Annotated in this window: 11 protein-coding genes; 9 read left to right on the forward strand and 2 right to left on the reverse strand. The window is 64.7% G+C overall.

Annotated elements, in window-relative coordinates:
* Positions 1–50: 50 nt before the first annotated feature.
* Positions 51–1,259: an MFS transporter gene (locus AC4BCN_RS18780; protein ID WP_490491482.1), complete on the forward strand. Its 1,209-nt coding sequence runs from the start codon at positions 51–53 to the stop codon at positions 1,257–1,259.
* Between the two features lie 12 nt (positions 1,260–1,271).
* On the opposite strand, the gene AC4BCN_RS18785 is transcribed toward AC4BCN_RS18780, so the two are convergent.
* Both AC4BCN_RS18785 and AC4BCN_RS18790 read right to left on the reverse strand, forming a co-directional pair.
* Positions 1,272–2,861, reverse strand: coding sequence for an aspartate:alanine exchanger family transporter (locus tag AC4BCN_RS18785; RefSeq protein ID WP_070304919.1), 1,590 nt, complete (start codon positions 2,859–2,861; stop codon positions 1,272–1,274).
* Between the two features lie 257 nt (positions 2,862–3,118).
* The gene (locus tag AC4BCN_RS18790; RefSeq protein ID WP_139089623.1) at positions 3,119–4,153 is read right to left on the reverse strand and encodes a LacI family DNA-binding transcriptional regulator; all 1,035 of its coding nucleotides are present in this window, start codon (positions 4,151–4,153) and stop codon (positions 3,119–3,121) included.
* 395 nt (positions 4,154–4,548) lie between these two features.
* Here AC4BCN_RS18790 and araD point away from each other — a divergent pair, with 395 nt between their 5' ends.
* From araD to AC4BCN_RS18830, 8 genes are all read left to right on the forward strand, one after another.
* Positions 4,549–6,216 (forward strand): L-arabinonate dehydratase, encoded by a 1,668-nt coding sequence (gene araD, locus AC4BCN_RS18795; RefSeq protein WP_411268310.1) that lies wholly within the window; start codon positions 4,549–4,551, stop codon positions 6,214–6,216.
* Between the two features lie 44 nt (positions 6,217–6,260).
* Entirely contained in the window at positions 6,261–7,073 is an 813-nt protein-coding gene (locus AC4BCN_RS18800) for an HpcH/HpaI aldolase family protein (protein ID WP_490491483.1), read from the forward strand.
* A 64-nt stretch (positions 7,074–7,137) separates the two neighbouring features.
* Positions 7,138–8,241: an ABC transporter ATP-binding protein gene (locus AC4BCN_RS18805; RefSeq protein WP_490491484.1), complete on the forward strand. Its 1,104-nt coding sequence runs from the start codon at positions 7,138–7,140 to the stop codon at positions 8,239–8,241.
* Between the two features lie 48 nt (positions 8,242–8,289).
* Entirely contained in the window at positions 8,290–9,540 is a 1,251-nt protein-coding gene (locus AC4BCN_RS18810) for an ABC transporter substrate-binding protein (protein WP_490491485.1), read from the forward strand.
* Positions 9,541–9,617: 77 nt separating this feature from the next.
* Positions 9,618–10,532: a carbohydrate ABC transporter permease gene (locus AC4BCN_RS18815; RefSeq protein WP_139089627.1), complete on the forward strand. Its 915-nt coding sequence runs from the start codon at positions 9,618–9,620 to the stop codon at positions 10,530–10,532.
* A complete protein-coding gene (locus AC4BCN_RS18820) occupies positions 10,529–11,359 on the forward strand; it encodes a carbohydrate ABC transporter permease (RefSeq protein WP_034755232.1) in 831 nt (276 codons plus the stop codon). Before AC4BCN_RS18815 ends, AC4BCN_RS18820 begins: the two co-directional genes overlap by 4 nt.
* Positions 11,360–11,367: 8 nt before the next feature.
* Positions 11,368–12,255, forward strand: coding sequence for an aldose 1-epimerase (locus tag AC4BCN_RS18825; protein WP_490491486.1), 888 nt, complete (start codon positions 11,368–11,370; stop codon positions 12,253–12,255).
* Positions 12,248–13,156, forward strand: coding sequence for an SMP-30/gluconolactonase/LRE family protein (locus AC4BCN_RS18830; RefSeq protein ID WP_490491487.1), 909 nt, complete (start codon positions 12,248–12,250; stop codon positions 13,154–13,156). Before AC4BCN_RS18825 ends, AC4BCN_RS18830 begins: the two co-directional genes overlap by 8 nt.
* Positions 13,157–13,164: the final 8 nt, after the last annotated feature.

The following is a 13,164-nucleotide window of genomic DNA, read 5'->3' on the forward strand; positions in this document are numbered from 1 at the left end:
TGCAAGCGGGACACACCCGTTTATCGCCTGATCACATAAGGATATGCACCATGAGTACGTCTTCCTGCGCTGCCGCAGAAACTTCTGCCCGCCACCCGTGGCTGGCGGTCACCGCTGTCGGCATGGCCACCTTTTCGGTCGTGACGACGGAAATGCTGCCGGTCGGCCTGTTGACGCCGATTGCCGACACCCTGGGCACCTCCCCGGGAACGGCCGGCCTGATGATCTCGCTGCCCGCATTGCTGGCGGCCTTGTTCGCGCCGCTGGTCGTGCTCGCATCGGGAAGCGTGGACAGGCGCAACATTCTCTGTGGTTTGCTGACACTCCTGGTGATCGCGAACATTGCCTCGGCCCTGGCGCAGAACATGGCGTGGATGCTGGCGGCGCGTGTACTCGTCGGTTTCTGCATAGGCGGCATCTGGGCCATCGCCGGCGGCCTCGCTTCCCGGCTGGTTCCTGCCCGTTCGGTTGGCCTGGCAACGTCGGTCATCTTCGGTGGCGTGGCGGCCGCTTCTGTGCTGGGCGTGCCGCTTGGCGCACACATCGGCGACCTTGCAGGATGGCGCTGGGCCTTCGGCGTCATGGCGCTGTTCAGCAGCCTGGTACTGGCGCTGCACCTGGCCGTCATTCCCGCCCTGCCCGCCGCCGGCTCGACGACCTTGCGACAATTCGGCCGACAGCTGCGCAACAGGCGGTTGCAAGCAGGGCTGCTTCTGACCCTGCTGCTGGTGACCAGCCATTTCATGGCCTTTACCTTCGTGCGCCCGCTACTGCTGTCCGTGTCGGGCTTCGATACGCAATGGCTGGGCGCGCTGCTGTTTGCCTATGGCTTCGCGGGCATCATTGGAAACTTCCTGGCCGGTGTCGGCGCAGCGCGGCGCACGGCGACTATCATCATCGCCATCTCGGGCGGCCTGCTGCTCACGCCACTGCTGTTCCTGGCTGTCGGCGACTCCGGCATCGGCGGCGGCATGGTGTTGCTGGCCTGGGGACTGGCCTACGGCGGCGTATCGGTCGGCCTGATGACCTTGATGATGAAGGCGGCGCCCGGCGCCGTGGAAATCGTCGCCGCGCTGTATGTGGGTGTCTTCAATATCGGCATTGCGCTCGGGGCGTGGACCGGTGGCCAAGCCGTGGACAGGCTGGGCCTCTCCGCCAACCTGTGGCTTGCCGCAGGATTCGCCGCTGCCGCCTTGCTGCTGTCGTTTGGCATCAGCGTTGCTGGAGCCGACAAGCAGCCTGGCGCTGCAAGGGATTGATGGTGGCCGCCATCAGCCATACAAGTGCAGCAACACCTGCACGGCAACGATCTTGACGATGGTCATGCTGGGGAAAATCATCGCATAGCCGAGGTTCGGCCGGTCCGACTTGGCCAGGCGGTTGGCGAACACCAGCACGGCCGGGTTGCCCGTGGCGCCGGCCGCGATGCCCAGCAGTTCGGGAAACGGCAGACGCAGGAAGACCTTGCCCAGGATGACGACGAGCGCTACCACCACCAGCACCGTCACGGCACCGAGCGCCAGCATGGGCAAGCCATCGGCGCCCACCTGCTGCACGAAGGGCAAGCCGGACGCCATGCCGACGGAGGCGAGGAAAATCGTCAAGCCATAGTTGCGCATGACCAGGTTGGCCGACAGTGGCAAGCGCCAGCTGATCTTGCCGACTCGGCCCAGGCGCCCCAGGATCAGCGCCATCACCAGCGGCCCGCCGGCCAGGCCCAGGCTGAACGAGCCTATCCACGGCAAGGGGATCGGCACCAGGCCCAGCAGCACGCCCAAGACCATGCCCATGCCCAGCGACACATAGCTGAACTCAGCCGTGGCCGTGATGGAGTTGCCGAACAGTTTGCGCACGTCGGCCGCATGTCTGGCCGGCGCGATGGCCATCACGCGATCGCCAAATTCCAGGGTCAGGAAGGGATGGGGCAAAATCATGGCGTCGCCGCGGCGGATGAAGGCGATCTGCAGGGGAAAGTCCTTCGCCAGATTCAGCTCGCCCAAGGGCACGCCGACGATTTCCGCGTCCGATACGAACACTTCCGTGCCGTCGAAATCGCTGCGGTCCTTCATCAGGCGGCCGGGGTCCAGGTGGCCCAGCGCCGTGCGCGCCGCTTCCACGCCCGCCACCGTGCCCGACACCATCAGCGCGTCGCCCACGCCAAGCACGAGGCCCGGATCAGGCAAGCGGTTCTGGTGGCCCTGGCGCACACCGATCACTTGCACGCCAGCCAGCGGGCCATCGGCCAATTCGGACAGGGCCGCGCCCGCCAGTTTGGCTGCATCGATGGTAATTTCGGAGACGACGATGGGCGCCGGTGGCGGCGTCAGCACGGGTTTCAAGATGCGCCCGGCCAGGTACAGGCCCAGCATGGGACCAACGACGCCGAACGGATACGCGACGGCATAGCCGACGGCCGCGTCGCCATTGCCGTGCGACGCTTCCAGCGCCGCCTGCAGGGCGGCCGTGCTGGTCATTGCGCCGGCAAACACGCCGCTGGCCATGCGCAGCGAGATATCGATCCACTGCCCGCCCCAGATCGATACGGCCAGGCCACCCATGACGGCGGCAAAGGCGATCAGATTGTGTTTCTGTCCCGCGCCGCGCAGACCGGCGAAAAACTGCACGCCGTACTGCACGCCGATGCCATACAGGAACAGCAGCAAGCCGATTGAGCCGACCATCGGCGGCGGCACGGAGCCGGGAGCAAAGGCGCCCAGCGCCAGCCCCGCGAACAGCACGCCGCCCACGCCCAGCGAAAAGCCGAACACGCTGATACGCCCCAGCGCATAACCGGCGCCGATGACGAGGAACAGGGCAAGGATGGGCGTGGACTCCAGCGTGTGGCGAAATAATTGAAGCATCGAGGAACCTTGGTCTGGGGATGGCCCAGTTTAGCATGCACAAAAGCAACACGATGGCGATGATGACAAGCAAGCGTGCGCAGCTTTATGCCATAAAAACGGGCAAAAAAAAGCCCGCTGCGGGAGCGGGCTGAATCTAATTCCTGTGAGGAAGTAGAGGAGACAGGTGCATGATGCCGCATCGCAGCATATCAAGCCAATTGCATGTTGTGATGATAGAAATACGATTCATCAATATCTGCGGCAAGCACGGTATCTCAAGCGCTGGCCCGCGCGATCAGCTCGTAAGGCAGCGGCGCCAAGGGCGGTGGCGCGGCGCCCTCGTCCAATTCGCCCAGGCGCTGCAGGATGGCTTGCGCGGCCAGGCGGCCGATGTCATAGCGGGGCACGCGTATCGTCGTCAGCGCCGGCATGAGTTTTTCCGAGAACGGGAAGTCGCCGAAACCCGCCACCGCGCATTGCTCGGGAATGCGGATGCCGAGGCGCGCCGCTTCATAGATGGCGCCGGCAGCCATGTTGTCGTTGGCAAAAAACAGGGCGTCGGGCCGCTCGGCGCGCGCCATTTGCTCGCTGAACACTTGCCCGCCCGCATCGAGCGGCGCCGTCACCGACGCTTGCACGATTTCCGCACGCAAGCCCAGCTGCCGCATGGTTTCCTCATACCCCTGGGCTCGCTTGCGCGCGCGGAAATCGCTGCCGATGCCGCTGTCGACGTAGACGATGCGCCGGTAGCCTTGCCCGTGCAAATACAAGGTCATGTCACGCCCCGTGGCGATATGCGAAAAACCGATCTGCGGATACGGCCGCTCGGGGCGGATATCCCACGTTTCGATGACGGGAATCTGCAAGCCCGCCAGCAAGGTTTCCGTGGCGGCGCTGTGATCGGCGCCCGTCAGCACGAGCGCGCGCGGCGACCAGCCGAGAAAGGCGCGCACCACCTTCTCTTCCGTCTCGATCGAGTAATCGTGGGTGGCCAGCAGCAACTGGTAATTGTGCTGCGACAAGGTGGTCGACAAGCCCTGGATGGTTTCCGCAAAGATGGAGTTCGACACGCTGGGCACGATGGCGCCCACGATGCGGCCCTGGGTCGAAGCCAGGCCGCCGGCCGCCTCGTTGCGGATGTAGCCGAGCTGGTCGATGGCGCGCTTGATACGGTCGCGCGTTTCCTGCGACACGCGGTCCGGCTCCTTGAAATAGCGCGACACGGAAATGGCCGAGGTCTGTGCCAATTTGGCCACATCGAACACGGTGCTGCGGCCGAGGCCGCGCCGCTTGCGTACTGGGTCGTTCATGGGTACTGCCTTCTCAAAAATCGGTAATCACCACGCATCATGCCATGGCCGGCCGCACGGGGATGCCGGCGTAACGCCGCTGCGCCACGGCTCTTCGGTTGGGCCGCAGAAATTCCACCCTGGAAATTGGCGTCAATGAAATCATGCCGATAGTGTAAGGGCTTTGCGCCTGCACCCTGCATTAAATCTGTTGACAGCCCCGTGCGATTCAAATTATATTTCGCTGTACTTGCAATGTTAGCGCTAACAAAGACAGCAAGCAAGACCCGAGACAGCAGCACTGGAACGCCATACGCAGCGGGCCAGGCAACCAAAAAGGACACACATTGAGCTCCGCTACCTCCCGCCGCACGCTGGAATCCCTGCGCAGCCAGCGCTGGCTGGCCCCAGACGACATGCGCTCGTTCGCCCACCGCCAACGCCTGCAGCAGATGGGCTTGCGCCGCGAGGAATTCCTCGACCGCCCCGTCATCGCCATCATCAATACCTGGAGCGACCTGTCGCCGTGCCACTCGCACTTGCGCGAACGGGCCGAGGCCGTCAAGCGCGGCATCCTGCTGGCCGGCGGCTTCCCCGTCGAACTGCCGGCCCTGTCCTTGGGCGAAGTGATGGTCAAGCCCACGACCATGATCTACCGCAACTTCCTCGCCATGGAAACGGAAGAACTGCTGCGCTCGCTGCCGATCGACGGCGCCGTGCTGCTGGGCGGCTGCGACAAGACGACGCCCGGCATGCTGATGGGCGCCATCAGCATGGATATCCCCGCCATCTTCTGCCCTGCCGGCCCCATGCTCAACGACCGCTACCGCGGCCAGAGCGTGGGCGCGGGCACGCACACCAAGAAATTCTGGGACGATTACGTGGCCGGCGACATCGCCAAGCCCGAATGGATCAAGCTCGAAGCGAAGATGACGCGCTCGCCCGGCACCTGCAACACCATGGGCACGGCTTCCACCATGACGTCCATCGTCGAAGCGATGGGCTTTACCTTGCCCGGCGCCACCAGCATTCCCGCCATGGATGCCAACCACGTACGCATGGCCTCGCAATGCGGCGAGCGCATCGTCGGCATGGTGTGGGAAGACTTGAAGCCGTCGCGCTTCTTCACCCGCGCCGCGCTGTCGAATGGCGTGGCCGCCTACATGGCGCTCGGCGGCTCGACCAATGCGGCCATTCACCTGGTCGCCATCGCCGGGCGCGCCGGCCTGGCCCTGTCGCTCGATGAAATGGATGCGATGGCGCAAAAAGTACCGGTCATCGCCAACCTCTTCCCGTCCGGCGACAAGCTGATGGAAGATTTCTTCTATGCGGGCGGCATGCCGGCCCTGCTCAAGGAAATCGCGCCGCAGCTGGACTTGACGGCCTTGACGGTCACGGGCCGCAGCCTGGGCGAAAACATCGCCGACGCCGTGTGTCTCGACGATAGCGTCATCCGCAAGGTGTCGCAGCCGGTGGCCGACGGCGCGGCGCTGGCCGTGCTGCGCGGCAACCTGTGTCCTGGCGGCGCCGTCATCAAGCCGTCGGCCGCCAATCCGAAGTTCGCCAAACACCGGGGACGCGCCCTCGTGTTCGACTCGAACGCGGAGATGCTGGCGCACATCCATGCGCCGGACCTCGACATCGATGAAAACACGGTGCTGATCCTGCGCAACGGCGGCCCCATCGGCGCGCCCGGCATGCCGGAATGGGGCAATCTGCCTGTGCCGAAAAAGCTGCTGCAACAGGGCATCCGCGACATGGTGCGCATCTCCGACGCGCGCATGAGCGGCACCCACTACGGCACTTGCGTGCTGCACGTGACGCCGGAAGCGGCCGTCGGCGGTCCGCTGGCCCTGGTGCGCAACGGCGACATGATCGAACTCGACATCGCCGCGCGCACCCTGAACATGGACGTGACGGACGAGGAACTGGCGCGCCGCCGCGCCGAGTGGCAGGCGCCGGCGCAAAAATATGCGCGCGGCTACACCAAGCTGTACATGGAGCATGTGACGCAGGCCGACCAGGGCTGCGACCTCGACTTTTTGCTGGGTAACGCCGCCACGCCCGAGCCGCCAATCTTCTGACGCCGCCGTCTTCCCTACATATATAGAGAGAGCACAAAGTAAATATGGATATCCTGGACAACCCGTTCCGCGCCCTGCTGGCGGACAAAGCAGTACCACTGGGCAGCTGGCTGATGGCCGGCACGCCCGTGACGGCCGAAGCCATGGGCTGCGCCGGCTTCGACTGGCTGGTGCTGGACATGGAACACGTGCCCATCGACTACCAGGACGCCTACCAGATCCTGCAGGCCGTGGGCGGCACGCCGGCCTGCCCCGTCGTGCGCCTGGCCTGGAACGACCTCGTGCAGATCAAGCGCGCGCTCGACATCGGCGCGCAGACCCTGATGTTCCCGTTCGTGGAAAACGCCGCTGAAGCGCGCAGCGCCGTGGCCGCCACCCGCTATCCGCAGCCGGGCCAGGCTATTCCCGGCACGCGCGGCTTTGCCGCCATGCACCGCGCCAGCCGCTATGGCACCGTGCCCGACTACGCCACCCGCGCCAATGGCGCCGTCTTCTCGATTATCCAGCTGGAAACGCCGGCCGCCCTGGCGCAGCTGGAAGAAATCGCCGCCGTCGATGGCGTCGACGCCCTGTTCGTGGGTCCCGGCGACCTGTCGGCAGCGATGGGCCACATCGGCAATATCGGCCACCCCGAAGTGCAGGCGGCGATCGCCGACGCGGCCCGCCGCGCCCGCGCCATCGGCAAACCCATCGGCATTGTCGGCCCTTCCCCCGAAATGGTGCACACTTTCATCCATTACGGCTATGACTACGTGGCCATCGCCTCGGACATGGGCATGATGATGCGCCAGGCCAATGCCTTTATCACGGCCCTGAAACCGTCGCTGGCGAAAGCCCTCGACACGGGCGCCTACTAATCTATTTCTGTTGCAACGCACGTAGCGCGCTCAGACGCGTCATTCGCATCTTTTGGAGACAAGCATGTCAGGTGTAAAACTGGAAAAGGTCGTCAAGAAGTACGACAACGGCGTCGAAGTCATTCATGGCATCGACCTGGAAATCAAGCAAGGCGAATTCGTCGTCTTCGTGGGACCTTCGGGTTGTGGAAAATCCACACTGATGCGCATGGTCGCGGGGCTCGAGTCCATCACGGGCGGCACCATCTCCATCGAGGGACAGGTCGTCAACGACTTGCCGCCGCGCGAGCGCGACATCGCCATGGTCTTCCAGGACTATGCGCTGTATCCGCACAAGTCCGTGTTCGACAACCTGGGCTTTGGCTTGAAGCTGCGCAAGTTTCCGAAGGCGGAAATCGAACAGCGCGTGCGCGCCGCCGCCACCATCCTGAAAATCGACCACTTGCTCGACCGCAAGCCGCGTGCCCTGTCCGGCGGCCAGCGCCAGCGCGTGGCCATGGGCCGCGCCATCGTGCGCCAGGCCAAGCTGTTCCTGTTCGATGAACCGCTGTCGAACCTGGACGCCCTGCTGCGCTCGGAAATGCGCACGGAAATCAAGAAGCTGCACCAGCGCATCGGCGCCACCACCATTTACGTCACGCATGACCAGGTCGAAGCGATGACCCTGGCCGAACGCATCGTCGTACTGTCCGGCGGCAACATCATGCAGGTCGGCACGCCGGACCAGATCTACAACGAACCCGTGTCGAAATTCGTCGCGGGATTCACGGGCTCGCCACCGATGAACTTTCTCGGCGCCAAGGTGGCGCGCAATGGCACCGGCCAGGCCGAGATCGTGCTGGGCTCAGCCCGCCTGGCCCTGCCGCTCGAGCGCCAAGCCGCCTGCGGCAAGCTCGATGGCCGCGCCGTGGAATTCGGCATCCGCCCGGAAGACATCACCCTGGAAGCGGCCGGCAGCGCCAGCGCCGCCCTGGCCGCCACCGTGGTGGTGGTCGAGCCGCTGGGCGCGGAAACGCTCGTCATCTTCCAGTGCGAAGGCGGCGAATTGACGGCGCGCCTGCCGCCCACGTTCGCCCTGGCGCCAGGGCAGCAAGTCACGGTACAGCTGGACATGGAGAAATTCCATCTGTTCGATCCGCAGGGCGGCGCGGTTCTGCCATCCCGATAAGCCGCGCACAAGCGGCATACCCATACCAAAAAACAGGAGACAAGCATCATGCGTATCAAATCCCTCGTCCTGGCGCTCGGCGCCACCTTCGTCCTGGCCACCGGTGCGCACGCGCAGACGGTCAAGGTCTTTGTCGGCGGCCAGGAGCGCCCCGAAGTCATGCGTGAACTGTTCGCCAAGTTCATGGCCGCCAATCCCGGCGTCAAGATCGACCTGGAAACGGGCGGCGCCACGTCCGAATTGCAGCAGAAATACCTGAACACCGTGCTGTCGGCCGGCGACACCACCCTGGACGTGTTCCTGATCGACATCATCCGCCCGGCCCAGTACGCGTCGGCTGGCTGGATCGAAAGCCTGGACAAATACCTGGGCGCCGACCGCGACAAGATCATGGGCCAGTACCTGCCGGCCTACAAGCAAGCGAATATGGTCGACAACAAGGTCGTGGCCCTGCCCGCCTTTGCCGACGCCATGTTCCTCTACTACCGCAAGGACTTGCTGGCCAAGTACAAGCTGGCGGCGCCGAAAACCTGGGATGAGCTGGCCACCGTGGCGCGCACCATCCAGGCTGGCGAAAAGAATCCGGAATTGCAAGGCATCAGCTTCCAGGGCAAGGCCATCGAAGGCGCCGTCTGCACCTTTTTACTGCCGTACTGGAGCCAGGGCGGCGAGCTGATCACCAACGGCAAGCTGAGCCTGGACAAGCCCAAGGCTGAAGCGGGCCTGGCCATGTGGCGCAAGCTGGTCGACCAGGGTGTGGCGAAAAAGAACATCGCCGAAGTGGCCACTGACGATACGCGCAAGGAATTCCAGGCCGGTAACGTCTTGTTCGCCGTCAACTGGGGTTATGCCTGGAATCACTTCCAGGATGGCGCCGACAGCAGCGTGAAGGATAAAGTCGGCGTTGTCAGCCTGCCGGCCATGGCGGGTGGCAAACCTGCGTCGTGCATCGGCGGCTGGCAGTGGGCCGTGTCCTCGTTCTCGAAGAACAAGGAAGCGTCGGCCAAGCTGGTGCGCTGGCTGTCGAGCCCGGAAGTGTCGAAGCAGCTGGCCATCAAGGCCTCGAACCTGCCCGTCTACCCGTCCGTCTACCAGGACAAGGAAGTGCTGGCCGCCAATGGCTGGTTCGCCGACGCCCTGCCGGTCGTGCAAAGCGCCCGTTCGCGCCCCGTCACGCCGCGCTACAGCGAAGTGTCCGAAGCCGTGCGCGTCAACACGAATGCCGTGATGGCGGGCGTGAAGACGCCGGCGGCCGGCGTGGCCGAGATCGAAAACCGGGTCAAGCGCATCCTGCGCTAACCGCGCATGCGCCCGTGCCGCCACGACGGCGGCCCGGGCGGCACACGCATACGCACACCGCAACAGACGAGGAAATCATGAGGCAACGCACCCTGAAAAGCCGCATCACGGACCCCAGCGAAACGACGCTGGCCTGGGTCCTGCTGACGCCGGCGATTCTGTTCTTACTGCTGATCGTGGCCTACCCGGTCAGCAAACTGATCTACAACAGCTTTTTCGACATCCGCCTGTCCGGCGGCAGCCTGCCCAGTTTCGTGGGCCTGGACAACTACAAGATGGCGCTGGAAGACAGCCTGTTCTGGAAGTCGCTGAAAAACACCATCATCATCACCGTCGTCACCGTGCCGGGCGCGCTGGTGGCGGGCCTTGGCCTGGCCATGCTGGCCAACATGCCGTTCAAATACCGCTGGCCCGTGCGCCTGGCGCTGCTGCTGCCGTGGGCGCTGCCGCTGGCCTTCGTCGGCTTGATCTTCGCCTGGTTCTTCCACAGCGAATACGGTCTGGTGAACGACATCATCCGCCGCATCGACCTGCTGATCCCCGGCCTGGGCTGGGAACCGCAAATCTGGTTCAACTCGCCCGCGCTGACCATGGCCGCCATCTGCATCACGACCATCTGGAAAACCTCGTCGTTCATGGCCCTGATTTTGCTGGCCGGCCTGCAAACCATTCCCGCCTCGCTGTATGAAGCGGCCGAAGTGGACGGCGCCAGCAAGTGGAAGCAATTTACGGAAGTGACCCTGCCGCTCTTGGTGCCATCGATGCTGGTGGCGCTGATCTTCCGCACCCTGACGGCCATCCAGTCCTTCGATATTCCGTACAACATGCCCGGCCCTGGCGACGAGACCAAGACCCTGGCCATGTACATCCAGTCCAATACGGTGGACTACCTTGACGTGGGCTACGGCTCGACCCTGGCGGTCTTCATGTTCCTGCTGTCGATGGCCACCACGTTTGTATATCTGAAATATGTAAGAGGAGACAAAGAATGAGCGGCCTGTTTTCATCGAAGCGCCTGCGCTGGTTCGCCGCCGCGATCGTCATCCTCAACGGCGTCTTCCCCGCCCTGTGGATTTTGTTCACCTCACTGAAAACCGAGAGCGAACTGACGCAAAAGCCGATCACCTACTGGCCGCACGAACCGACCATCGGCAATTTCATCTCGGCCTTCCAGGACCAGCCGCTGCTGACGTTCCTGACCAACAGCCTGATCGTGGCCGGCCTGTCGACCCTGCTCAGCCTGTTCATCAGCGCGCTGGCCGCGTATGCAATCGCCCGACTGCGCCTGCGCTTCCGCGGGTTGATCCTCACGGCCATCATCGGCGTGTCGATGTTCCCGCTGGTGACCCTGATGGTGCCGCTGTTCGAGATCATGCGCAGCCTGGGCTTGCTGAACTCCTACTGGGCGCTCGTGCTGCCGTACACGGTGCTGAACCTGCCGATTTGCACGCTGATGATGGTGAGCTTTTTCCAGGATATCCCGCGCGACATCGAGAACGCGGCCATGCTTGACGGCTGCACCCGCCTGAGCGCCCTGTGGCGCATCGTGCTGCCGCTGGCCGCGCCTGGTGTGGCGACGGCAGCCATCCTCGCGTTCGTCAATTCCTGGGATGAGTTCCTGCTGGCGCTGTCGATGAATTCGGCCGTGGCTTACCGCACCCTGCCCGTCGGCATCCAGCTGTACCAGGGCGAGTTCGCCTTCCCGTGGCCGATCATTTCGGCGGCGCTGGTGGTGGCCATCGTGCCCATCGTCGTGCTGATCGTGATCTTCCAGGAAAAGGTCGTCAGCGGCCTGACCTCGGGCGGCTTGAAGGGCTGAGGCTGAAAATGAACCACCAGCCTCCCTTCACCCTCGCGCATGGCGACTGCCGCGCCGACGTCCACCCGGCCACGGGTGGCGCGCTGGCGGCGCTCCGCTGGCGCGGGCGCGACATCCTGCGCGCCGCGCCGGCCAGCGCCGGTGTGCGGCAGATGGCGTGCTATCCGCTGGCGCCGTATTCGAACCGCATCGGCAACGCCGTGCTGCAGGCGCCGGAACAGACGCATGCGCTGCGCGCCAACTTCGCGCCCGAGCCGCACAGCATCCACGGCTTCGGCTGGCAGCGCGCCTGGCACGTGGCGGCGCGAACAAGCGACAGCGCCGAACTGCTGCTCGTGCATGGCGGCGACGCGGACTGGCCGTTCGCCTGCACGGTGCAGCAAACCGTGCTGCTCGACGAAGCCGGCCTGCGCCTGACTTTATCGATGCGCAATGACGACGCGCGCACCATGCCCGCCGGCCTGGGTTTTCACCCCTACTTCCCGCTGGCCCCTGGCCTGCGCCTGCAGACGCAGTGGAATGGCGTGTGGAGCATGGGCGACGACCGCTTGCCGGCCGGCCTGGCGCCCGTGGCGCAGGCATCGCCATTCGCCACGCCGCAGCCGGTGGCCGGCTGGCAGGCGGACAATTGCTACAGCGGCTGGACGGGCCGCGCCAGCCTCGATTACGGAGACTATGCCGTGCACCTGTCGGCCAGCGACAATTGCGGCCACCTCGTCTGCTTCGCGCCCAACGATGAGCGCAGCTTCATCGCCATCGAACCCGTCACGCACGCGAATAACGCGTTTGCGCTGGCCGCGCGCGGCGCGCAAGGCACGGGCATGCGCTTGCTGGCGCCCGGCGAGAGCCTGCACATCGCCATGCGCCTGGCAATCGAGGAGAAACAGCATGCGTGAATGGCAAGCCGAACTCGTGCTCGATGCGCGCGCCCAGCTGGGCGAATGCCCGCTGTGGAGCGTGGCCGAGCAGTGTTTATATTGGATCGACATCGCCGGACGCCGTTTGCACCGCTACGATCCGGCGACAAACCTCGACCGCGTCTGGTGGGTACCGTGCGAGCCGGGTTGCATCGCCCTGGCTGAAAAGGGCGGCCTGGTGGTGGCCCTGCGCGACGGTTTCTACCGTTTTTATCCGCAGGAAGGCTTGCTCGACAAGCTGGCCGATGCACCGTACGACAGCCGCGACATGCGTTTCAACGATGGCCGCTGCGACAGCGCCGGGCGTTTCTGGGCCGGCGCCATGTACGAGCCGCGCACGGCGGAACTGGCCTCCATGTTTTGCCTGGAACGGGGCGCCACGCGGCTGGCCTGGGGGCCGCAGCAGGACTTCGGCGTCAAAGTGAGCAACGGCCTGGCCTTCGCGGCCGACGGAAAATTCATGTTCCAGTCCGACACGCCGAATCACGTGATCTACCGTTTTGAATTCGATGCGGCCAGCGGCCAGGTCGGCGAGCGCCAGGTGTTTGCCCGCCTTCCCGTCAAGGGCGAAGAGGCCGTGTATGGCGGCCGTCCCGATGGCGCGGCATTGGACGCCGAAGGCTGCTACTGGAGCGCGCAATACGAAGGCGGCCGGGTGCTGCGCTTTTCGCCGCAGGGCGAAATCATCGGCGTCGTGCACGTGCCCGTCACGCGCCCCACCATGATCGCCTTTGGCGGCGCCGACCTGCGCACCCTGTACATCACCAGCGCGCGCGAAGGCGCAGGCGACGACGAACTGGCGCACCAGCCGCAGGCCGGCGGCCTCTTTGCCGTGCGCCTGGACGTGGCCGGCCGCCCCGAACCCCTTTACCGGGATTGATCCCCACA

The organism is Janthinobacterium sp. Bl 1 (assembly GCF_058215535.1).

What these genes read in the sequence shown, in the direction of transcription:
- AC4BCN_RS18780 (WP_490491482.1), top strand. Translation starts at nt 51, where the DNA reads ATGAGTACGTCTTCCTGCGCTGCCGCAGAAACTTCTGCCCGCCACCCG.
- AC4BCN_RS18785 (WP_070304919.1), bottom strand. Translation starts at nt 2,861, where the DNA reads ATGCTTCAATTATTTCGCCACACGCTGGAGTCCACGCCCATCCTTGCC.
- AC4BCN_RS18790 (WP_139089623.1), bottom strand. Translation starts at nt 4,153, where the DNA reads ATGAACGACCCAGTACGCAAGCGGCGCGGCCTCGGCCGCAGCACCGTG.
- araD (WP_411268310.1), top strand. Translation starts at nt 4,549, where the DNA reads ATGCGCTCGTTCGCCCACCGCCAACGCCTGCAGCAGATGGGCTTGCGC.
- AC4BCN_RS18800 (WP_490491483.1), top strand. Translation starts at nt 6,261, where the DNA reads ATGGATATCCTGGACAACCCGTTCCGCGCCCTGCTGGCGGACAAAGCA.
- AC4BCN_RS18805 (WP_490491484.1), top strand. Translation starts at nt 7,138, where the DNA reads ATGTCAGGTGTAAAACTGGAAAAGGTCGTCAAGAAGTACGACAACGGC.
- AC4BCN_RS18810 (WP_490491485.1), top strand. Translation starts at nt 8,290, where the DNA reads ATGCGTATCAAATCCCTCGTCCTGGCGCTCGGCGCCACCTTCGTCCTG.
- AC4BCN_RS18815 (WP_139089627.1), top strand. Translation starts at nt 9,618, where the DNA reads ATGAGGCAACGCACCCTGAAAAGCCGCATCACGGACCCCAGCGAAACG.
- AC4BCN_RS18820 (WP_034755232.1), top strand. Translation starts at nt 10,529, where the DNA reads ATGAGCGGCCTGTTTTCATCGAAGCGCCTGCGCTGGTTCGCCGCCGCG.
- AC4BCN_RS18825 (WP_490491486.1), top strand. Translation starts at nt 11,368, where the DNA reads ATGAACCACCAGCCTCCCTTCACCCTCGCGCATGGCGACTGCCGCGCC.
- AC4BCN_RS18830 (WP_490491487.1), top strand. Translation starts at nt 12,248, where the DNA reads ATGCGTGAATGGCAAGCCGAACTCGTGCTCGATGCGCGCGCCCAGCTG.